The organism is Streptomyces sp. NPDC058469 (assembly GCF_042721125.1).
Classification (GTDB): Bacteria; Actinomycetota; Actinomycetes; order Streptomycetales; family Streptomycetaceae; genus Streptomyces.
This window is the reverse complement of the sequence record NZ_JBHXME010000044.1, coordinates 1-21285: the sequence shown is the minus strand read 5'-3', so window position 1 is coordinate 21285 and position 21285 is coordinate 1. Positions and strand designations below refer to the sequence as shown.

20 protein-coding genes and 1 tRNA gene are annotated in these 21285 nt (G+C 69.4%); 12 read left to right on the top strand and 9 right to left on the bottom strand.

What is annotated here, in order from left to right:
- The first annotated feature begins 78 nt into the window (after positions 1–78).
- Positions 79–990 (top strand): rhomboid family intramembrane serine protease, encoded by a 912-nt coding sequence (locus tag ACFWP5_RS20395; RefSeq protein WP_384158091.1) that lies wholly within the window; start codon positions 79–81, stop codon positions 988–990.
- 294 nt (positions 991–1284) lie between these two features.
- On the opposite strand, the gene crgA is transcribed toward ACFWP5_RS20395, so the two are convergent.
- The gene (gene crgA, locus ACFWP5_RS20390; RefSeq protein ID WP_384158088.1) at positions 1285–1539 is read right to left on the bottom strand and encodes a cell division protein CrgA; all 255 of its coding nucleotides are present in this window, start codon (positions 1537–1539) and stop codon (positions 1285–1287) included.
- Positions 1540–1685: 146 nt separating this feature from the next.
- Between crgA and ACFWP5_RS20385 the strand changes: the two genes are divergently transcribed.
- The 6 genes from ACFWP5_RS20385 to ACFWP5_RS20360 are packed head-to-tail and all read left to right on the top strand — an operon-like array spanning position 1686 to position 5893.
- Positions 1686–2465, top strand: a complete 780-nt coding sequence (locus tag ACFWP5_RS20385; protein ID WP_384158085.1) for a DUF881 domain-containing protein — start codon at positions 1686–1688, stop codon at positions 2463–2465.
- 36 nt (positions 2466–2501) lie between these two features.
- On the top strand, positions 2502–3200 hold the full coding sequence (locus ACFWP5_RS20380; protein ID WP_384158082.1) for a class E sortase: 699 nt from the start codon (positions 2502–2504) through the stop codon (positions 3198–3200).
- A 4-nt stretch (positions 3201–3204) separates the two neighbouring features.
- Complete coding sequence (locus tag ACFWP5_RS20375; RefSeq protein WP_384158079.1) at positions 3205–3414, top strand: hypothetical protein; 210 nt, start codon at positions 3205–3207, stop codon at positions 3412–3414.
- Positions 3411–4049, top strand: coding sequence for an aminodeoxychorismate/anthranilate synthase component II (locus tag ACFWP5_RS20370; protein WP_384158076.1), 639 nt, complete (start codon positions 3411–3413; stop codon positions 4047–4049). The genes ACFWP5_RS20375 and ACFWP5_RS20370 overlap by 4 nt, the downstream gene beginning before the upstream one ends.
- Entirely contained in the window at positions 4046–5131 is a 1086-nt protein-coding gene (locus ACFWP5_RS20365) for a class E sortase (protein ID WP_384158073.1), read from the top strand. The genes ACFWP5_RS20370 and ACFWP5_RS20365 overlap by 4 nt, the downstream gene beginning before the upstream one ends.
- A gap of 12 nt (positions 5132–5143) precedes the next feature.
- Entirely contained in the window at positions 5144–5893 is a 750-nt protein-coding gene (locus ACFWP5_RS20360) for a class E sortase (RefSeq protein WP_384158070.1), read from the top strand.
- 71 nt (positions 5894–5964) lie between these two features.
- Here ACFWP5_RS20360 and pknB read toward each other — a convergent pair whose 3' ends face one another.
- The 6 genes from pknB to ACFWP5_RS20330 all read right to left on the bottom strand — a co-directional run bounded on the left by pknB (position 5965) and on the right by ACFWP5_RS20330 (position 14084).
- Entirely contained in the window at positions 5965–7959 is a 1995-nt protein-coding gene (gene pknB / locus ACFWP5_RS20355; protein WP_384158068.1) for a Stk1 family PASTA domain-containing Ser/Thr kinase, read from the bottom strand.
- A gap of 170 nt (positions 7960–8129) precedes the next feature.
- Positions 8130–9617: a peptidoglycan D,D-transpeptidase FtsI family protein gene (locus ACFWP5_RS20350; RefSeq protein WP_384158066.1), complete on the bottom strand. Its 1488-nt coding sequence runs from the start codon at positions 9615–9617 to the stop codon at positions 8130–8132.
- The gene (locus ACFWP5_RS20345) at positions 9614–11050 is read right to left on the bottom strand and encodes an FtsW/RodA/SpoVE family cell cycle protein (protein WP_384158062.1); all 1437 of its coding nucleotides are present in this window, start codon (positions 11048–11050) and stop codon (positions 9614–9616) included. The genes ACFWP5_RS20350 and ACFWP5_RS20345 overlap by 4 nt, the downstream gene beginning before the upstream one ends.
- A 30-nt stretch (positions 11051–11080) precedes the next feature.
- Positions 11081–12613 carry a Stp1/IreP family PP2C-type Ser/Thr phosphatase gene (locus tag ACFWP5_RS20340; protein ID WP_384158174.1) on the bottom strand — a complete coding sequence of 511 codons (1533 nt, stop codon included), beginning with the start codon at positions 12611–12613 and terminating at the stop codon, positions 11081–11083.
- A gap of 90 nt (positions 12614–12703) precedes the next feature.
- Positions 12704–13225 (bottom strand): FHA domain-containing protein, encoded by a 522-nt coding sequence (locus ACFWP5_RS20335; protein WP_384158059.1) that lies wholly within the window; start codon positions 13223–13225, stop codon positions 12704–12706.
- 10 nt (positions 13226–13235) lie between these two features.
- A complete protein-coding gene (locus tag ACFWP5_RS20330; RefSeq protein ID WP_384158056.1) occupies positions 13236–14084 on the bottom strand; it encodes an FhaA domain-containing protein in 849 nt (282 codons plus the stop codon).
- A 523-nt stretch (positions 14085–14607) separates the two neighbouring features.
- On the opposite strand from ACFWP5_RS20330, the gene ACFWP5_RS20325 reads away from it, so the two are divergent.
- Positions 14608–14691: transfer RNA gene (locus tag ACFWP5_RS20325), tRNA-Leu, on the top strand.
- 151 nt (positions 14692–14842) lie between these two features.
- Here the strand turns inward: ACFWP5_RS20325 and ACFWP5_RS20320 are convergent.
- Positions 14843–15496, bottom strand: a complete 654-nt coding sequence (locus tag ACFWP5_RS20320; RefSeq protein ID WP_384158053.1) for an FMN-dependent NADH-azoreductase — start codon at positions 15494–15496, stop codon at positions 14843–14845.
- Between the two features lie 145 nt (positions 15497–15641).
- Between ACFWP5_RS20320 and ACFWP5_RS20315 the strand changes: the two genes are divergently transcribed.
- The 4 genes from ACFWP5_RS20315 to ACFWP5_RS20300 all read left to right on the top strand — a co-directional run bounded on the left by ACFWP5_RS20315 (position 15642) and on the right by ACFWP5_RS20300 (position 19411).
- The gene (locus ACFWP5_RS20315) at positions 15642–16004 is read left to right on the top strand and encodes a winged helix-turn-helix transcriptional regulator (protein ID WP_384158050.1); all 363 of its coding nucleotides are present in this window, start codon (positions 15642–15644) and stop codon (positions 16002–16004) included.
- 365 nt (positions 16005–16369) lie between these two features.
- Entirely contained in the window at positions 16370–17779 is a 1410-nt protein-coding gene (locus tag ACFWP5_RS20310; protein WP_384158047.1) for a DUF2252 domain-containing protein, read from the top strand.
- A gap of 259 nt (positions 17780–18038) precedes the next feature.
- A complete protein-coding gene (locus ACFWP5_RS20305; RefSeq protein ID WP_384158044.1) occupies positions 18039–19067 on the top strand; it encodes a J domain-containing protein in 1029 nt (342 codons plus the stop codon).
- Between the two features lie 14 nt (positions 19068–19081).
- The gene (locus ACFWP5_RS20300) at positions 19082–19411 is read left to right on the top strand and encodes a rhodanese-like domain-containing protein (RefSeq protein ID WP_384158172.1); all 330 of its coding nucleotides are present in this window, start codon (positions 19082–19084) and stop codon (positions 19409–19411) included.
- Between the two features lie 28 nt (positions 19412–19439).
- Here the strand turns inward: ACFWP5_RS20300 and ACFWP5_RS20295 are convergent, their stop codons facing one another.
- Positions 19440–20573, bottom strand: a complete 1134-nt coding sequence (locus tag ACFWP5_RS20295) for an acyl-CoA dehydrogenase family protein (protein WP_384158041.1) — start codon at positions 20571–20573, stop codon at positions 19440–19442.
- Between the last annotated feature and the right edge of the window lie 712 nt (positions 20574–21285).

Below are 21285 nucleotides of genomic sequence, written 5' to 3'. Positions count from 1 at the left end.
CGCCGGGAACCAAACGCCCCGCTCGTCCGTAAGGATGGGCGGGGCGGTGCATTGCGTACGAAGGATTGAGGGGACCCCATGGACCAGGCGCCAGGCAGCCCGCAGGGCCCGGAGGAACAGCGGCCCCAGGATGCCCAGAGTCTGCCGGTCTGCTACCGGCACCCGGACCGCGAGACCGGCGTCCGCTGCACCCGCTGCGAGCGCCCGATCTGCCCCGAGTGCATGGTCAGCGCCTCCGTCGGTTTCCAGTGCCCCGAGTGCGTCCGCGGCGGCTCCGGCACGGGCCACGCCCCGACCGCGGCCCAGCCCCGCACGCTTGCCGGCGGCACAGTGGCGGCGGACCCGCGGCTCGCGACCAAGATCCTCATCGGTCTCTGTGTCGCCGTGTATCTGGTTCAGCTGGTGGTGGGCGACCGTTTCACCGAGCGCCTCGAACTCCTCGGCCAGGCGTACGTCCCGCTCTTCGGCTCCGTCGAGGGCATCGCCGAGGGCCAGCCGTACCGGCTGCTGACCGCGATGTTCCTGCACGCCAGCCCGATCCACATCATCTTCAATATGATGAGCCTGTGGTGGATCGGCGGTCCCCTGGAGGCCGCCCTCGGCCGCGCCCGCTATCTCGCCCTGTACTTCGTCTCGGGCCTCGCGGGCAGCGCGCTCACCTATCTCATCGCGGCCCCGAACCAGCCCTCGCTCGGTGCCTCCGGTGCCATCTTCGGGCTCTTCGGCGCGACCGCGGTCCTGATGCGCCGGCTCAGGTACGACATGCGGCCGGTCATCGCCCTGCTGGTGATCAACCTCATCTTCACCTTCGGCTGGGCCAACATCGCCTGGCAGGCCCACATCGGCGGCCTGGTCGCCGGTGTGATCACCGGGTACGCGATGGTGCACGCCCCGCGGGAGCGGCGGGCCCTGATCCAGTACGGCACCTGTGCCGTCGTACTGGTCGTCGTCGTGGTGTTGACGCTGATCAGGACGGCTCAGCTCAGCTGATATCAAACCGTTGTCCACAGTGCGTGGCGGATCTTGTGCATACCGTGGAGAACAGCTGTGCCCCCTGTCACTGACCCGTGTTTATGCAGGTCAGGCAGGGGGTGAACAGGCTTGCGGTTGCCGGTGTGTCAGTCACACCAGCGTCAACACCCGGTGGGTTATCCACAGATCGTCGTTCTTTTTCCCCAGGCCCGCTGTGGATACTTCTCTGGCCTGTGGATAACTCAGCGGAAAGCCGTGGGCAGAGCTGCGTTCACCGAGCGGTGGCCGCAGCTTCGACCGCTGCTTCCGCCGCTACTTCCACTGCGTGGAGACGCCGAATCCGGCGGCGATGAAGCCGAAGCCCACCACGATGTTCCAGTTGTCCAGGCTGTTGATGGGCATGGAGCCGTCGGTGACATAGAAGACGACGATCCAGGCCAGCCCGATGACGAACATCGCCAGCATGACCGGTGCGACCCAGGCACGGCTGTTCAACTTGATGGCGGTCGCCTGCTTCGCCGGGGGCGGCGTGTAGTCGGCCTTCTTGCGGATACGTGACTTCGGCACGAGGGTCTCTCCTGTCGATGCGCTGCGTGGCCGCGCAGGGAACTGGGGCGGGCGGGCTCCGGGGCAGCGTACAAGGGGACACTGAGTGCTCCCCCGGGCGTCCGTTAGCGTAGTGCTTCCGCGGCGCCGAAGGAGATAAGGGTACGTTGAGCAATTCTGCCGACTCCCCCGGGACGGGTACCAGTCCCGCCCGTATCCGCCGTTTCCGACCCGTACGGATTCTCACGATGGCCGTCTTCGCCCTCGCGGGGCTCATCTTCTTCACCAGTTTCGACACGGCCAAGGGCACCAACATCCGCACGGACGCCTCCTTGCTGAAGCTGTCCGACCTCATCCAGACCCGCAGCCAGAAGAACGGCCGGCTGAACGACGCCAACGGAGTCCTGCGCGACGAGGTCGACTCGCTCCGCAAGGAGGACGACGGCAGCACGGGCGCAGACGACCAGAAACTCACGAAACTGGAGCAGACGGCGGGCGCGCAGAAGCTCAAGGGCAAGGCCGTCACCGTCACCCTCAACGACGCCCCGCCCAACGCCACCGCCAAGCTCCCCGGCTACCCCGAACCGCAGCCCGACTACCTGGTCATCCACCAGCAGGACCTCCAGGCCGTCGTGAACGCCCTGTGGCAGGGCGGCGCCAAGGGCATCAAGGTCATGGACCAGCGGCTGATCTCGACCAGCGCCGTGCGCTGCGTGGGCAACACCCTGATCCTCCAGGGCCGGGTCTACTCACCGCCGTACAAGATCACGGCGGTCGGGGACCCGGGGAAGTTGCAGGCGGCGCTGACGGCGTCCAAGGCGATCCAGAACTACAAGGTGTACGTCGACGTCTACGGGCTCGGCTGGAAAGTGACCGACGACGGGACGGTGACTCTTCCCGGGTACTCGGGCACAGTGGATCTGCACTACGCGAAGCCAGTGGAGTAGAAGCCAGTGGAGTAAGCGGCCGTACGGGAGCTGCCGGTGCGCGTGATCGTCAGGAGCGTCAGCGAACTCTGCATCACCGTAGGCACCCTGATCGTGCTCTTCGTGGTCTACGTGCTGTTCTGGACCGGCGTGAAGGCCGACCGCACGATGAGCGACCAGATCGACCAGCTGCAGAACCAGTGGTCGCAGCAGAGCGCGCACCCGAAGGCATCGCCCGCGCCGGCGCCCGCCGCCTCGCCCGCTCCGGCGAAACCGGCCGCGTACAAGGACGGCAAGCCTTTCGCGATCATGTACATCCCGCGGCTTGGTTTCACGTGGAACAAGCCGGTCCTTGAGGACACCGCGGTGAACACCCTGAAGAAGGGGCTGGGGCACTACGCCGGCACCGCGCAGCTGGGGCAGGTCGGCAACTTCGCGGTGGCGGGGCACAGGCGGACGTACGGCGACCCCTTCGTGAACTTTCCGAAGCTGCGCGAGGGCGACGCGGTGGTGCTGACGGACGGGACCACCTGGTTCACGTATCGGATCGACAAAGGGCCTTACAAAACAGTGCCCACTGACATTGAGGTGATCGATCCTGTGCCACGTAAGTCCGGGTACACGGCCTCGGGCCGCTATCTCACGCTGACCACGTGCGATCCGGAGTGGGGGCACAGCCACCGGCTGATCGTCTGGGCGCATCTCGACTCCACACAGCCTGTGGAGGCCGGGAGACCAGCCGCGCTGCGCCGTTAGTCTGGTGACGTACGGCGTGAGTCTGGTGCCGTGGCGCGACGGAAGGGACGGCATGTACGGCTGGATCTGGCGGCATCTGCCGGGGAACGCGTGGGTGAGGGCGCTGATTTCGCTCGTGCTGGCCCTGGCCGTGGTCTACATCCTGTTCCAGTACGTCTTCCCGTGGGCCGAACCGCTGCTGCCCTTCAACGATGTGACGGTGAACAACCAGTGAGCGCACGGATTCTCGTCGTCGACAACTACGACAGCTTCGTCTTCAACCTGGTCCAGTACCTGTACCAGCTGGGCGCCGAGTGCGAGGTGCTGCGCAACGACGAGGTGTCGACCGCGCACGCCCAGGACGGCTTCGACGGCGTCCTCCTATCGCCCGGCCCCGGCACCCCCGAGGAGGCCGGCGTCTGCATCGAGATGGTGCGGCACTGCGCCTCGACCGGGGTGCCCGTCTTCGGCGTCTGCCTCGGCATGCAGTCGATGCAGGTGGCCTACGGCGGCGTGGTGGACCGCGCCCCCGAGCTGCTGCACGGCAAGACCTCGCTCGTCGAGCACGAGGGCCGGGGCGTCTTCGCCGGACTGCCCTCGCCCTTCACGGCGACCCGCTACCACTCGCTGGCGGCCGAGCCGGGGACGGTCCCGGCCGAGCTGGAAGTCACCGCCCGGACGCACGACGGCATCATCATGGGCCTGCGCCACTGCGAACTGCCCGTCGAGGGCGTCCAGTTCCACCCGGAGTCGGTGCTCACCGAGCACGGGCACCGGATGCTGGCCAACTGGCTGGTGGCGTGCGGCGACCAGGGTGCCGTGGCGAGGTCGGCGGGGCTCGCCCCGGTGGTGGGCAGGGCCACGGCGTGACCGCGCTGCGCCCCGAGCGCGAATCCGAGGCCTCGTACGGGGAGCAGTCGTACGCGGAGCAGGGCGGGTTCGAGCCGTGGCACGGCGCGCAGGCACAGGGCGCGCCCGGGGTGCCGTACGGTCCGGTCGACGAGGAGACCGTCGCGCTGCGGCTAGCGGACCTCCCGCCGGAGCGGACGGGCCACGGCCGGTCCAAATCGGCGTCTGACGCCTCATCCGCCTCCTCAGCCACAGGAACCCCCACGGGGGGGCGCGCGGCCCGCAGAAAGGCCGCCAAGGGGCGGCACGGGCGTCATGGGGCCGGCGGGGCGGCGGAGGAGACCGCCGAGGCCTCGTCGGCATCGGCCTCGTCCGGTGCCGGCGCGCCCCTCTCGCGCGTCGAGGCGCGGCGGCGGCAACGGGCGAACAAGCCGGGTGCCGCGGTGCTCGCGAGCCGGGCGATCGGCGAGGTGTTCATCACCACCGGCGTGCTGATGCTGCTGTTCGTCACCTACCAGTTGTGGTGGACGAACGTACGGGCGCACGCGCAGGCCGGCAGCGAGGCCAGTCAGCTGCAGAACGACTGGGCGAGCGGCAAGCGCGCTCCGGGAGAGTTCTCGCCGGGGCAGGGCTTCGCCATCCTGCACATCCCCAAACTGGACGTGGTGGCGCCGATCGCCGAGGGCGTCAGCAACAAGAAGGTGCTCGACAAGGGCATGGTCGGGCACTACAGCGAGGGTTCCCTCAAGACCGCGATGCCGGACGCGAAGACCGGCAACTTCGCGCTCGCCGCGCACCGCAACACCCATGGCGAACCGTTCCGGTACATCAACCAGCTCAAGCCGGGCGACGAGGTCGTGGTGGAGACCCAGGACACCTACTACGTCTACAAGATGACGAAGACGCTGCCCGTGACGGCGCCGAGCAACACCAGTGTCATCGACCCCATCCCCAAGGGCTCGGGCTTCACCAAGCCCGGCCGCTACATCACGCTGACGACCTGTACGCCGGAGTTCACCAGCAAGTACCGGCTGATCGTCTGGGGCAAGATGGTCGACGAACGGCCGCGCAGCAAGGGCAAGCCGGATGCGCTCATCGAGTAAGGGCAGATGAACGTGGCAGCGACCACCGACGACACCGAAGAGCAGACCGACACGCCCGCGTCGCCGCCGGACCGCCCCCGCGGCACCGGCCCCGTCGCGATGGCGGTCAGCGTCTTCGGTGAACTCCTCATCACGGCGGGCCTGATCCTCGGCCTGTTCGTCGTCTACTCCCTGTGGTGGACGAACGTCGTCGCCGACCGCACGGCCGACAAGCAGGGCGACAAGGTCCGCGACAAGTGGGCCCAGGGCACGGACACCGGCCCCGGGGCACTCGACACCAAGGACGGCATCGGCTTCCTGCACGTGCCCGCGATGAAGAACGGCGAGGTGCTGGTCGAGAAGGGCACCGAGACGAGCGTCCTCAACGACGGTGTCGCCGGCTACTACATCGACCCGGTCAAGGCCGCCCTCCCGACCACCGGCAAGGACGGCAACTTCACCCTCGCCGCCCACCGCGACGGCCACGGCGCCAAGTTCCACAACATCGACAAGCTCAAGAAGGGCGACCCGATCGTCTTCGAGACGAAGGACAAGTGGTACGTCTACAAGGTGTACGACATCCTTCCCGAGACCTCGAAGTACAACGTCAAGACTCTCGCCCAGATCCCCACGGAGTCCGGCAAGAAGAAGGCCGGCCACTACATCACGCTGACTACCTGCACGCCGGTGTACACGTCCCGGTACCGGTACGTGGTGTGGGGCGAGCTGGTCCGCGTCGACAAGGTGGACAGCGCGCGGACGCCGCCGAAGGAGCTTGGCTGAGACCACGGGCATGACAGAGCCCCGGCACCCTCTCGGGGTGCCGGGGCTCTGTCAGTTGTCCGGGGGTGCCGTTATCCGGTGGTGCCACCGAAGAAGGTGGTGCCGCCGTTGTTGTTCCCGCCGTTGTTGTTGCCGGTGCCCACGGTGGTGAGGGTGACCGTCGTGCTGCCGGGGTCGGCCTGGTTGCCCCCGCCCGGGTCCTGCTGGGTCACGAGCGCGTTGTCGCCCTGATCGCTGCCGTCGGCGAACTGGATGTTGTTGAAGCCGTTCTGCTGCAGGATCTGCTTGGCGTTCTTCACGGTCTGGCCGACGACGCTCGGGACCTGGGTCTGCGTCGACTTCCCGATCTGGATGTTGACCGTGGAGTTCTTGTCGACCTGTGTGTTGGCCGCCGGGTCGGTCGAGACGACCTTGCCGACGAGGTTGGAGTCGTTCGTGTCCACCTCGGTGCAGTTGCCGACGAGGTTGTTGGCGGTCATCTGCGCCTTGGCCTCGTCACAGGTCTTGCCACTTACGTCGGGGACCGTGGACTTCGCCTGGGCCTTGGCGACGGTCAGGGTGATCGTGGTGCCCTTCTGGACCTCCGCGCCGAGCGCCGGGTTCTGGTCCAGGACCGTACCCGGGTCCTCGCCGGACACCTTCTGCTGCGTCTTCACGACGAACTTGTACTTGTCGCCCTCAAGCGTCGAGGTGGCGTCGTCGACGCTCTGGCCCACGACACTCGGTACGACGACCTTCGGAGCCCCGGTCGAGACGACCAGGTTGATGGTGTCGCCCTTGTTGACGTTGGTGTTCGCCGCGGGGTCCTGTGAGCAGACGCTGCCCTTCGGCGCGTTCTCGCAGGCCTTGCGGGTGGGCTCCGCCAGCTTCAGGCCGGAGTTGACGGCCATGTTCTTGGCGTTGGCGTAGGTCTGGCCGACGAAGTTCGGAGCCGCGAACGGTTTGTCCGCGCCCCCGTTCCCGCTGAACGCCCACTTCCCGATCAGGATCGCGCCCACCAGCACCAGTACCGCCGCCACGACCAGCAGGATCGTCGAGGTGTTCGACTTCTTCTTCTGCTGGCGGCGGCGGTCCGGGCGGTCGTCGTAGCCGAAGCCGCCGTCGTCCGGGTTCATGGGGGGCAGCATCGTCGTGGCGCCGGCGTCGGAGCGCAGGGCCGTCGTCGGCTGGTCGTCGCCGTAACCGCCGTAGCCGACCGAACCCAACGCCGCCGTCGCCGCGACGGGCTGGCCGTCGAGGCAGGCCTCGATGTCGATGCGCATCTCGTCGGCGGACTGGTAGCGGTAGTTGGGGTCCTTGACCAGCGCCTTCAGGACGATCGCGTCCATCTCGGGCGTGATCTCGGGGTCGAAGACGGACGGCGGCTGCGGTTCCTCCCGTACGTGCTGGTACGCGACCGCGACCGGGGAGTCGCCCACGAAGGGCGGCCGTACCGTCAGCAGCTCGTAGAGGAGGCAGCCCGTCGAGTAGAGGTCCGATCGGGCGTCGACCTGCTCGCCCTTCGCCTGCTCCGGGGAGAGGTACTGGGCGGTGCCGATCACCGCGGACGTCTGCGTCATCGTCATGCCGGAGTCGCCCATCGCGCGGGCGATGCCGAAGTCCATCACCTTGACCTGGCCGGTGCGCGTCAGCATGACGTTGGCCGGCTTGATGTCGCGGTGGACGATGCCGTTGCGGTGCGAGTACTCCAGTGCCTGGAGGATGCCGATGGTCATCTCCAGCGTGCGCTCCGGCAGCAGCTTGCGGCCGCTGTGGAGCAACTCGCGGAGCGTGGAGCCGTCGACGTACTCCATGACGATGTACGGGATCGAGACCCCGTCGACGTAGTCCTCGCCCGTGTCGTAGACCGCGACGATCGCGGGATGGTTGAGCGAGGCGGCCGACTGGGCCTCCCGGCGGAACCGGGCCTGGAAGGAAGGGTCGCGCGCAAGGTCGACGCGCAGCGTCTTCACCGCCACCGTGCGGCCGAGGCGTGTGTCATGAGCGAGGTAGACCTCCGCCATGCCACCACGGCCGAGCACCTGGCCCAGCTCGTACCGGCCGCCGAGGCGACGCGGCTCTTCCATAGTTCCCTACCAGCCCTCTCCGTCGGTCCCGACCCGCACGGATGTGCGGTCGGAGGCTAGCCGTCCGGGCCTACCGTACCCGGCTGGCTTTGTGTGACCTGGCCAAGCCCGTCACCCGATACAGGACCGGTATCGCAACGTGCACCGATGTGAAGGGGACGTGAGCGGAGTCACTTCTTACTGTCGATGACCGCCTCCATGACACTCTTCGCGATCGGGGCCGCGAGACCGCCGCCGGAGATGTCGTCACGGTTGGCCTTGTCGTCCTCGATGACCACGGCCACGGCGACCGGCGAACTGCCGTCGGCGTTCTTGGCGTAGGAGAGGAACCAGGCGTACGGGTTCTCGCTGTTGTCGACGCCGTGCTGGGCGGTGCCGGTCTTGCCGCCGACGGTGACGCCGCTGATTTTCGCGCTCGTGCCGGTGCCCTTCTCGACGACCGTCTCCATCATCGACTGCAGGATCTGCGCGTTCTTCGACGACAGCGGCTGGCTGAGCTCTTGCGGCTCGGTCTGCGCGATGGTGTCGAGGTTCGAGGACTGGAGCTTGTCGACCATGTACGGCTTCATCAGCTTGCCGTCGTTGGCCACCGCGGAGGCGACCATGGCCATCTGCAGCGGGGTCGCCGCGGTGTTGAACTGGCCGATCGAGGACAGCGCGGTCTGCGACTGGTTCATCTTGTCGGAGAAGACCGAGGCGCTGGAGCGGATCGGGGTGAACTGCTCGGCGTCGAAGCCGAACTTCTTCGCCTCGGCCAGCATCTTGGCGTTGCCGAGGTCGGCGCCGACCTTGCCGAAGACGCTGTTGCAGGAGTACTGCAGCGCCACGCGCAGGGTCGCGTTCTTGCAGGGGATGTTGCCCTCGTTCTTCAGCGGGGTCGTGGTGCCCGGCATGATCCACGGCAGCGGGGAGTTCGTGGCCTCGTCGGCGGACGAGTACAGGTTGTTCTCCAGGGCGGCGGACGCGGTGACCACCTTGAAGGTGGAGCCCGGCGGGTAGGTCTCGCGCAGCGCCCGGTTCAGCATCGGGTCGTTCGGGTCGTACTTCTTCTGGAGCTGCTGCCAGGCCTTGGAGTCCGTGGAGGTGGAGTTCCCGGCGAACGACGACGGGTCGTACGACGGGAAGGACGCCAGCGCCAGGATCTTGCCGGTGGACGGGTCGAGGGCGACGACCGCGCCCTTGCCGCCCTGCTTCTTGAGGCCGTCGTAGGCGGCCTTCTGGGCGGAGGCGTTGAGGGTGGTGACGACGTTGCCGCCCGACTTCTGCTTGCCCGTGATCATATCGAGGGTGTTGCGGAAGAAGAGCCGGTCGTCGGTGCCGGAGAGGATGCCGTCCTCGATGGACTCCAGCTGGTTGGCGCCGAAGGCCTGCGAGGCGTATCCCGTGACCGGCGCCCACATCGCGCCGTTCTTGTAGGTGCGCTTGTACTTCAGGTCGTTCAGCCCGGAGGTGCTGGTCTCGGTGGAACCGGTGACCGGGTTGCCGTCGACGATGATGTCGCCGCGCGGGGTCGCGTAGCGGGCGATCGTGACGCGGCGGTTGTTGTCGTCGTCCTTGAGGCTGTCGGCCTTGACGTACTGGAGCCAGTTGTCGCGCAGCAAGAGCGTGAGGACCAGGAGGCCGCAGAAGAGCGCGATCCGGCGCAGGGGCTTGTTCATGACGGGCGGACCACCTGGGTCATCTCGGCGTCGGGGCTGGGGGCCGGCGCGGGGGCCGGGCGGCGGGCGGTGTCGCTGATGCGGATCAGGATGCCGATGAGGGCCCAGTTGGCGATGACGGAGGAACCGCCGTACGCCACGAAGGGCATCGTCATACCGGTCAGCGGGATCAGGCCCATCACGCCGCCCGCGACGACGAAGACCTGGAGGGCCATGCCGCCGGAGAGGCCGACGGCGAGGAGCTTGCCGAACGGGTCGCGGGCGGCGAGGGCGGTGCGGACACCGCGCTCCACGATCAGGCCGTAGATGAGCAGGATCGCCATGATGCCGGCGAGGCCCAGTTCCTCGCCGAAGGTGGCGAGGATGAAGTCGGAGTTGGCGGCGAACCGGATGAGGTCGGAGTGGCCCTGGCCGAGACCGGTGCCGAGCGTGCCGCCGGAGCCGAAGGCCCACAGGGCCTCCATCGACTGCGCGGAGTGGCCGGCGACGGTCTTGCTGAGCGTGTACTCCTTCATCGGGTTCAGCCACGCCTGGACACGCTGCTGGACGTGCGGTTCGAAGGTGGCCACACCGACCGCGCCGGCCGCGGACATCAGCAGACCGAAGACGATCCAGCTGGTCCGCTCGGTGGCGACGTACAGCATGATGATGAACATGCCGAAGAACAGCAGCGATGTTCCGAGGTCGGTCTCGAAGACCAGGATCAGGATCGAGATGAACCAGACGACCAGGATCGGGCCGAGGTCGCGGCCGCGCGGCAGGTACAGGCCCATGAAGCGGCGGCTGGCCAGCGCGAGCGCGTCGCGCTTCACCATCAGGTAGCCGGCGAAGAAGATCGCGAGGACGATCTTCGCGAATTCACCGGGCTGGATGGAGAATCCGCCGACCGAGATCCAGATCTTCGCGCCGTAGATGTTGGCGCCGAGGCCCGGCACGAGCGGCAGCAGCAGCAGGACGAGCGCGCCGACCATGGAGATGTACGTGTAGCGCTGCAGGGCGCGGTGGTCCTTGAGGAAGATCAGTACGACGGCGAACAGTCCGATGCCCATCGCGGTGTACAACAGCTGCCGTGGCGCCGCGTTGCCCGCCTGGTTGATGGACTGCAGCAGCTTCGACTGGTCGAGCCGCCAGATGATGACGAGTCCCATGCCGTTCAGCAGCGTCGCCAGCGGCAGCAGCAGCGGGTCCGCGTACGGCGCGAACTTGCGTACGGCCAGGTGCGCGACGCCGGCCAGCAGACCGAGGCCCAGGCCGTAGCTCAGCAGCCCGGACGGCACCTGGTCGTTGATGGCCAGGCCCACGTTGGCATAGGCGAAGACCGGGATGACGACTGCGAACAGCAGGAGCGCCAACTCGGTGTTGCGCCGGCTCGGTGCGCCGATGGAGCCGATCGTGGACGTGTGGTGCGACGGCGTGTTGGTAGAACTGCTCATCGTGTGACGGGGCCTCTCACGGCTTGCCTGTTACTTGCTGCACTGCGAGACGACCTGCTGCTCTTCCTCCGAAAGGCTGGGACCGGGGCTGGGAGTCGCAGACGGGGTCGGGGACGGGGACGTCGAGGTCGAAGGAGTCGGCTTCGGCGTGGCCTTGGACGTGAGGGAGGTGCTGGTGGTTCCCGTGGTGCCGCCGGGCTTGGTGGCGGCACTCTCGCGCTCGGACTCCTTCTTGCACGCGGAGGCCTGCACCGAGAGGTCGGCGATCTTGTTCTGGGCGTCCTGCAGACCGCCCTCGGCGATCGTCGCCTTGACCTGCTTCTGCTGGTAGGGCGGCAGGTACTTGAGTTCGATGTCGGGGTGGTCCTTCTCCACCTTCGACAGCGAGACCCAGGCGAGGTCCTGGCTGATGCCCCGGTACAGCGCGACGTGTTCGCCGTTGGCGCCGACGAAGTACTGCGTCTGCGTCCAGCGCCAGCCGCCGTACAGGCCGCCGCCGATGACCGCGAGCGCGAGCACGGTGTAGAAGGATCTCTTGAACCACTTGCGGCCCTTGGAGGGCTTCACGAAGTCGTCGTCGGTGTAGTCCCCGAAGCTGCCCTCGGGGACGTAGCCGGTGGTGTCGCCGGAGCCGGGCGGGCCGAACTCGCCGCCCCCGCCGTTCTGTCCGGGCACCTGGCGGCCGAGCCCGGAGGCGCGGCCCGCCGGGGTCTGCATGATGCCGTTGTCGTGATGGTGGAGCTGGTTCTCGGCGACCGCGCCGACGATGACCGGGGTGTCCGACAGCTGCGCGGCGAGGGTGTCGCCGGTGTCGAGGTCGAGGACGTCGGCGATGATCACCGTGATGTTGTCGGGGCCGCCGCCGCGCAGAGCGAGCTGGATCAGCTCCTGCACGGTCTCCTGGGGGCCCTGGTAGCTGGCGAGGGTGTCCTCCATCGTCTGGTGGGAGACGACTCCTGACAGCCCGTCGGAACAGATCAAGTACCGGTCGCCGGCGCGGACCTCACGGATCGACAGGTCCGGCTCGACGTGGTCGCCACTGCCGAGCGCGCGCATGAGCAGGGCGCGCTGCGGGTGGGTGGTGGCCTCTTCCTCGGTGATACGGCCCTCGTCGACCAGCCGCTGCACCCAGGTGTGGTCCTGGGTGATCTGGGTCAGCACCCCGTCGCGCAGCAAGTAGGCGCGGGAGTCGCCGACATGGACGAGGCCGAGGCGCTGGCCCGTCCACAGGAGGGCGGTGAGCGTGGTGCCCATGCCCTCCAGCTGGGGGTCCTCCTCGACCATCATCCGCAACTGGTCGTTGGCCCGCTGCACGGCGGTGCCGAGCGAGGTGAGGATGTCGGAGCCCGGCACGTCGTCGTCGAGCGAGACGATGGTCGAGATCACCTCGGAGGAGGCGACCTCACCGGCGGCCTGACCGCCCATCCCGTCGGCGATCGCGAGGAGACGTGGACCGGCGTAGCCGGAATCCTCGTTGCCCTCGCGGATCATGCCTTTGTGCGATCCGGCGGCGAAGCGCAGTGACAGACTCATGCGCACCTCGCCCGTCGGCTCCGGGTACATCCGCACGGTGCCCACCCTCCGGTCGGGAGCGCGCCGGGGTCCGCCAGGCGGTCCGCCGCTGCGTGCTCGCTCCGCTCGCTCATTTTCGTACTACTTCCGCAGCTCGATGACGGTCTTGCCGATGCGGATCGGCGCGCCCAGCGGAATCGGTGTGGGGGTCGTCAGCCGGGACCGGTCCAGGTACGTGCCGTTCGTGGATCCGAGGTCCTCGACGATCCACTGGCCGTCGCGGTCCGGGTAGATCCTGGCATGCCGGCTGGATGCGTAGTCGTCGTCCAGCACGATCGTCGAATCATGCGCCCGGCCCAGGGTGATGGTCTGGCCCTGGAGCGCGACGGTGGTGCCGGTGAGAATTCCCTCACTGACGACCAGTTTGGTGGGGGCGTTACGGCGCTGCCGGCCGCCCCCGCTCGGCTGCTGCTGGCGCTGCTGCGGAGGCGCCGCCTGCCGGGCGGCCTGCTGCTGCGGTCGTCCGGCTTCCCGTCGCGAGCCGCGCTGTGTGACACGCGTTCCGAACAGGTCGCTGCGGATGACCTGCACGGCCACGATCACGAACAGCCACAGTACGGCCAGGAAACCCAGCCGCATGACCGTGAGGGTCAGCTCTGACATTGCCCCCGCTTCACCCTTCGGCTTGCCGGTAAATGATGGTGGTGCTGCCCACGACGATCCGCGAGCCGTCGCGGAGCGTAGCGCGGGTGGTGTGCTGCCCGTCCACCACGATGCCGTTGGTGGACCCGAGATCCTGGATCACTGAGGGCGTTCCGGTCCGGATCTCACAGTGCCGGCGGGATACGCCGGGGTCGTCGATCCGCACGTCGGCTTCGGTGCTGCGGCCCATCACCAACGTCGCGCGGGAGATCTGATGGCGGGCGCCGTTGATCTCCACCCAGTACCGCATCCGCGCGCCGGCCGCCGGGGCGGCGGGGGCGGGCTGGAGGTACGGGGCCGAGCCGCGGCCGCCGGGCGGCGGTGCGGCCGGCATCGGCGGCGGGGCGCTCGCGGGGGCGGCGGCGGGCGGATAGCCGTACCCGCCGGGCCGTCCCGCTGCCGGTGGTGCCGCCGGAGCGGAGGTCCCGGGAGCCTGCTGGTTGGTGGAGGAGGCGAGCGTACGGCTGCGCACCCGGTACAGACCGGTGTCGAGGTCGTCCGCCTTCTCCAGGTGGACCTTGATGGGTCCCATGAACGTGTAGCGCTGCTGCTTGGCGTAGTCGCGCACCATGCCGGCGAGCTCGTCGCCGAGCTGGCCGGAGTAGGGGCTGAGCCGCTCGAAGTCCGGCGTGCTCAGCTCCACGATGAAGTCGTTGGGTACGACGGTCCGGTCGCGGTTCCAGATCGTCGCGTTGTTGTCGCACTCCCGCTGGAGCGCGCCGGCGATCTCGACGGGCTGGACCTCGGACTTGAACACCTTGGCGAAGGTGCCGTTGACCAGACCTTCGAGGCGTTGCTCGAACTTCTTCAGGACTCCCATGGGGCACCTCCTCCGTCGTCGCCGCACTGGTTGTCGTGCCGACTGCTGGGCCGACTGTCGTGCTGACTGCCTTGGTACTGCTTACTGATCGTATCCACGCGCCGGTAAATCGGCTGGTTCCCCCTTGTCGGCCCGGTCGAACTCCTTCTGCCACTACTCCTGCCCAGGATCGTAGAGGGGGCCGCAGACAAGTGTCCCGCACCTGACTGTGGACCTTGCCCGCCTCCTGGGGAGATGGCAGTTACCGGTACGAGGTTGATACGTGAACCGGTCCACGTTGATACGCAGCGGGGGGTGGGGGGTGTTCGGGGGGCGGGGGTGAGGAGTTCGGAGGGCGTGGTGGGGGACGGTGGGAGGTGCGGGTGGGGAGGGCAGATGGGAGCTGGTGAGGGGCGATGGGGGCCTCGCGCGGGGGGTCCTGCTCAGGGGAAAGGGATGTGAATCCACCCCGTGCACCGTGCTAATCTTCTGCATGTCGGAAGGCGCCAGCCCCCTGAGGGAAGGGCCTGAGGACACACCCAATGCGCGGGTGGCGGAATAGGCAGACGCGCTGGATTCAGGTTCCAGTGCCCGAAAGGGCGTGGGGGTTCAACTCCCCCCTCGCGCACAGACAGAAGCCCCTCAGGTCTCAGACTTGAGGGGCTTCTTCGTATGCGCTGTCGGCTTTGGTGATGCTTCGGTGATTCCCGCCTCTGGTGAGGACAATCACACGTTGTTCTCACCTGAGGCGGAGGGGGAGATGGCGGCCGGGCGCAGGGTCAGGCGGCGAGGCGTTCTGCCAGGGCCTTGGCCTTGGTGGCCGCGTCGCCGAGGGCGCGCTCGCGGGACGCCTCGTAGAGCGGGACCAGGTCGGCCATCGCCGGGTTCTGCGGGGCCATGGTGAGCTCCGGGACGATGAACTCGGCGTCCAGGCCGAGGGCGTCGACGAGGACCGCCTTCAGGTAGTTCTGCACGTAGTCGTAGCCCTCGCGCGGGGTGCCCGGCCCGTAGGCGCCGCCGCGACTGGCGATCACGACGGTCGGGATGCCCTTCACCTTCGAGTCCTCGGTGCCCGCGGTGCGGCCCATCAGGATCACGTTGTCCAGCCAGGCCTTCAGGGTCGAGGGGATCGTGGCGTTGTACATCGGGGCGCCGATCAGCACCGCGTCCGCCTGCTCCAGCTCCTCTATGAGCTTCACTCGCTCGGCGAAGGCCGCCGCCTGCCCGGGGGTGTGCGTGGCCGGGTCGGCGAAGCCGGCGGTGTGGGCGTCGACGGTGATGTGCGGGACGGGGTTCGCGGCGAGGTCGCGGTGGATCACCGTGCCCTCCGGGTGCTGTTCCTCCCAGGACGTGCGGAAGGCGTCGGCCACGGCGCGGGAGGCGGAGGCGCCGGTGGGGAACACGGAGGAGTCGATGTGCAGGAGCGTGGCCATGGGGGTCTCCAAGGGAGGGGCGAGTGCGCGCTCGGCGCAGGGGTGTCGGCGTGTTGTTCAGTAGCTGAGTTTTCGTACTCGACTATGAATAACACAGGTACTTACTTTTTTTCATCCCTGCACAAGAGGGCAGTACCCTGAGGGCATGGCGGTCGAGCAGAGTCACGACACGGGGCAGTGCAAGACGGTCGACGACGGCATCACCCGTGTCTTCCAGCTGTTCGGAAAGCGCTGGACCGGGCCGATCGTGGCCGTCCTGATGGCGCAGCCCGTCCACTTCGCCGACCTGCGCCGGGCGATCCCGGGCATCAGCGAACGCATGCTCTCCGACCGGCTCACGGAACTCGGCGCCGCCGGGCTGCTGGTCCGCGAGGTCGACGAGGGGCCGCCGCTGCGCGTCTCGTACCGGCTGACGGAGTCGGGGAAGGCGCTGGGACCGGCACTTCGGGAACTCGGCGCGTGGGCGAAGGTGCATCTGCGCGAGGGGTGGCAGTCGGGCGCGTGCTAGGCGGGCGTGGGCCGAGGTGGGGCGAGGCGGGGCGGGCTAGGTCGCGGTAGCAAGGGGCGCCGATCCCTGAGGCTTTGATCGCCGAGGCTTCGGGCGCTCAGGCCTCGATCGCCGGTGCTTCGACTTTCCGGTGCTTCGATCAGTGAGGCGCGACCGCCGGTGCTTCGACCAGTGAGGCTCGATCACCGAGGCTTCGATCAGTGCAGCGCGATCGGTGAGGCTTCGATCGGCACCGGTTTTCCACAGCCGTGGAGTTGTCCACAGGGTCTGACGTGTTTTCGCCACCGGCTGTACGGTCGTCGCGAGTTGATGTTCGGGCGAGCGCACGTGCGAGCGTGGGTGTGGGTACGGGGGAGGCGGTCGGTATGACCGAGGCCGGTATCGGTGTGGGGCGCAGGCTGCCCGGGGTGCGGGGCTTCGCCACGTGGCCCGTGGAGGGGTCGCCCAAAGAAGAGGGCAAGGCGCTGCGGGCGAGTATCCCGCGCAGCGCGCACGCCGCTCTCGACCTGGACGGTTCCCGCCCCGACGCGGTGACCGCGGTCGAGGAGTCAGGCCGCGGCCGTATCCCCGGGCTCACGCCGATACGGGTGGGCAGGATGGCGGCCACGCCCTTCGCGTTCCTGCGCGGTTCGGCCGGCCTCATGGCCTACGACCTCGCCCGCACCCCCATGACCCGGATCGGCGCCCAGATCTGCGGCGACGCCCACGCGGCCAACTTCGGCCTGTACGGCGACGCCCGCGGCGGCCTGGTCATCGACCTCAACGACTTCGACGAGACCGTGCACGGCCCCTGGGAGTGGGACCTCAAGCGGCTCGCCGCCTCGCTGGTGCTCGCGGGCCGGGAGGCCGGCGCCGACGAGGACACCTGCCGTACGGCGGCACACGGCGCGGTGGGTTCCTACCGCCGCACCATGCGGCTGCTGGCCAAGCTCCCGGTGCTGGACGCGTGGAACGCCATCGCGGACGAGGAGCTCGTCTCCCACGCCGACGCCCGTGACCTGCTCGGCACGCTGGAGCGGGTCTCCGAGAAGGCGCGGGGCAACACCAGCGGGCGGTTCGCGGCCAGGTCGACCGAGGCGGCCGAGGACGGCGGGCGCCGCTTCGTCGACGCCTCACCGGTGCTCCGGCGGATTCCGGACGCGGAGGCCGCGGCGGTGGCGGCATCCCTGGAGGAGTACCTGGACACGCTCTCCGAGGACCGCCTCCCGCTGCTCGCCCGGCACACGGTGCACGACGTCGCCTTCCGCGTCGTCGGCACGGGAAGTGTGGGCACGCGGTCCTACGTCGTGCTGCTCCTGGACCATCGCGGCGAACCGCTTGTCCTCCAGGTGAAGGAGGCCCGCCCCTCGGCGCTGGTGCCGCATCTGCTGAGTGCCGGGTTCGAGGCGCCGTCCGTCGCGCACGAGGGCCGACGCGTGGTGCTCGGGCAGAAGCGGATGCAGGTCGTCAGCGACATCCTGCTGGGCTGGACGACGGTCGACGGACTCCCGTTCCAGGTACGGCAGTTCCGCAATCGCAAGGGCAGCGTCGACCCGGCCGCCCTCGCCGCCGACCAGATCGACGACTACGGCCGCATGACCGGCGCGCTCCTGGCCCGCGCCCACGCCCACAGCGCCGACCCGCGCCTGGTCGCCGGGTACTGCGGCAAGAAGGACGAACTGGACGAGGCGATAGCCACGTTCGCCGTTGCCTACGCCGACCGGACGGAGGCGGACCACGCGGAGTTGGTGGGGGCGGTGCGGACGGGGCGGATCGCGGCGGAGATGGGGGTGTAGGCAGTTGGGAGCAGGGAGCAGGGAGCAGGGAGCAGGGTGCGGGTGCCCGCTGTGATCGTGGGCGGGTGAGCTGATCAGGGCGGGAGATCTCGGCCTTCCTGTCCCCGGGGCGCGCTCCGCACCGGCGGCGACATGACCCGTGGTTCACCGGTCACCGGCACAGCCGATGCCGCACCGGTGGCGAGGTCACCCGTGGTCCACAAGGCGCCGGCGCAGCCGATGCCCCGTGGCCCGTCGGGCCGTGGCCTACGCTGGGCGGGTGACGACCCCGGAAGCTGAGCAGTCCCAGTCCGCGCCCGTTGGTGAACCGGTGCCGGAGCAGACGGGTGCCGAGGTGCCGTCCGCCGCCGGAGCCGCGGCGGGCGATGGTTCCGCGAGCGAGGGCATCGGGGGTGCGGCTGCCCCTCATGAGGCTGACGCTCGTGCGACCGACTCCCGTGAGGCCGACGCCCGTGCGACCGACGGCGCCGCGCCCCGGCCCGAGGAGCGGCTGGAGCGGGCTGTACGCGCTGCCGAGCAGGCGTTGATCGAGTACGAGATCGCGGTGGACACCTTCCGCATCGAGGTCGAGAACTTCTCCCGGCTGCACCACCAGAAACTCGGCCCGATGTACACCCGGCTCGACGAGCTGGACGCCCGGATCGCCGAGGCCACCGCCGCGCGCACCGGCGACCCCGAGGACATCCGCAAGGCGGACGAGGCCCGGGCCCGGGTGATGCCGATGCCCGCGGTCGAGGAGCTGTTCCACGGCTGGATGGACGGCGACGGCCTGTTCCCGGAGGCCGCGGCGATGCTCACGGACCAGCCGGTACGGCCCCCGCAGCGGGTCCGCCCCAGCGAGGAGGCCCGCAAGCTCTACCGCGAGCTGGCCCGCAAGGCCCACCCCGACCTGGCGCAGGACGAGGACGAGCGCAAGCGGCGTGAGGAGTTCATCACCCGGGTCAACGCCGCCTACAGCCGCGGTGACGCGCCGCTGCTGCGCGAGCTGGCCGAGGAGTGGGCGGCCGGACCGGCCCCGGCGGAGCGCGGACCGAGCCCCAGCGAGGAGCTCTACGCCCGCCTCGAATGGCTCGCCCACCGCAAGGAACTCCTCACGCTCGTCGCCCGTGAACTGGAGGAGGGCGCCATCGGCTCCATGCTCCGCATCGCCCCGGACGACCCCGACCGCCTGCTCGACGAGATCGCCGATCAGTTGCTCGCCCAGGTCTCCGAGCGGGAGGCCGAGTTGGCGGCACTGCTCGGGCAGCCGGGCACGTCGGAAGGCCCGTCGGGTAGCGTCGGGGCATGAGTTTCGGAGCTGGTGTGCCCACGGTCGAGGTCGGAGACCTCAAGGACGGCGACTTCCTGCTGGACGTCCGCGAGGACGACGAGTGGCAGGCGGGTCACGCCACGGGGGCGCTGCACATCCCCATCAGTGAATTCGTCGCCCGGTACGGCGAGTTGACCGAGGCGGTGCCGCAGGACGGCCGGGTCCATGTGATCTGCCGTTCCGGCGGGCGTTCCGCCCAGGTCACGACGTACCTGGCCCAGCAGGGCATCGACGCCGTGAACGTCGACGGCGGCATGCAGGTGTGGGCCGCCGCGGGCCGACCCGTCGTCACGGACGAGGGCCAACCGGGCTTCGTGCTGTAGCTGCGACTGCGGTTGGCGCGGGCAGGGTTCAGCCCAACGGGTGGGCCGCCAGCAGATCCCCCAACGCCTCCTCGTGTGCCGCCGCCGGGCCGAGCGACAGCTCAAGGTGCTTGGCCCAGGCGTGGTACCGGTGCAGGGGATATTCGGTGTCGGCGCCGAACCCTCCGTGCAGATGCTGCGCGGTCTGCACGACCCGTCGTACCCCCTCCGCCGCCCAGATCTTGGCCACGGCCAGGTCCGCGGCGGCGGGCAGCGCGCCCGATACCCCCGAGGCGATCCGCCACGCGGCCTGCCACAGGGTGGCCTCCATCGCGCGCAGGTCGATGTAGCGGTCGGCGGCCTGTACGGCGACGGCCTGGAAGGTCGCGACGGGGAACCCGAACTGCTCGCGCCTGCTGGTGTATTCACTGGTCATGCGGAGCACGGCGGTGCCGAGGCCGAGGGACAGCGCGCAGGTGCCGGCGGTGAGCAGGTCGCGCAGCCACTCCCAGGCGCCGTCCGCGTCGATGACGTCGACCCTCGCGATCGGCACGGATTCCAGGCGCAGTTCGGCGAGCCGCTCGCCCGTGGTGGAGATCTGCTCGGCGAGGACGACGCCTTCGCGGTCCGGGGCGACCAGCGCGAGGACGGTCCGGCCGGCGTCCGTGTGCGCCGGTACGACGACCAGATCCGCGCTGTGCGCCCACGGCACCGCCGTCTGCACCCCGTCCAGCACCCACCGGTCACCGTCCCGCCGTGCCGTCACGGCGAGTTCGGCCGGGTCGTGACCGGTACGGCCGTGCGCGGCGACGGTCAGCACGAGGTCGCCGCGGCCGGCCCGGGTGAGCAGGGCGGACCTCAACTCCTCGCCGCCGTAGGCCTGTACGGTCGCCGCGGCCGCGCTGCTCTCCAGGAGCGGCACCCTGGCCAGCACCTTCGCCGACTCCCGCAGCACCAGGCACAGGGCGATCGCGTCCAGGCCCGCGCCGCCGTACGCCTCGTCGAGCAGCAGGCTCAGCAGGTCGGCCTCGGAGAGCCTGGCCCACAGGGCACGGTCGAAGTCGTCGGCCACGGCGCCCGTGGTGTCGGCCGGACTGGGGACGCCGTCCGGTGCGACATCGGCGAACACCCCCGCCGCCGCCTCGGCCGCCGCCTGCTGCTCCTCGCTGAAGGTGAAGTCCACGGTCCCTGCCCTCCCGCACGCACATCGGCCAACGGCCGGGCGTCCGACCAGATCTGACGGAGCGTCAAGATAGAACAGGTTCTAGAAGAAGGGAACGGGCGCACCTCCGGGGTATGTACGGGCGGTCGAGGGATCGTTCGGCATCCGGCCGCGGGGTCACCGGACGACCGATCGTTCGGTTCGGGGATTCAATGGTGGGATGCGCCGAGGAGAGGTGTCAACGGCTGTGGATAACCTGCGGGCAGTCGCTGTGGACAACCTGTGTGGCCGGTGAGGCAGGGGACTGTGCCCGGGGCGTGCCCCTGAGTACCGTTCCGTGCGACGCCGGGGCGTGGTAGGCGTGGAGCGCCGCCGGGCCCCGCGGCCGGGCGGGCGCGGTGGACGGTGGCCGATGGACGGACGGGAAGCGGAAACGGGGCGGAATGGACGCGAACGACGGAGGCTCGAACGCCCCCGAGGAGGGCCAGCGGACGCCTGCCTCCTCCGAGGGGCCACGCCCGCCTGCCTCCTCCGACGGGCCGCACACGCCTGGCGCCCCTGAGGGTCCGCGCGCGCCCGCTGCCCCTGAGGGTCCGCGCGCGCCCGCTGCCTCCGGGTGGCCGCACGTGCCCCCCCAGCAGCCCCCCCGCCCCGCCGCCGGCCCGCCCGGGGCCGGCGCCCCCCCCCGGCGCGCGGCGGCGGGCCCAGCCCGCGCGGCCCGCGGCGGGCCCCC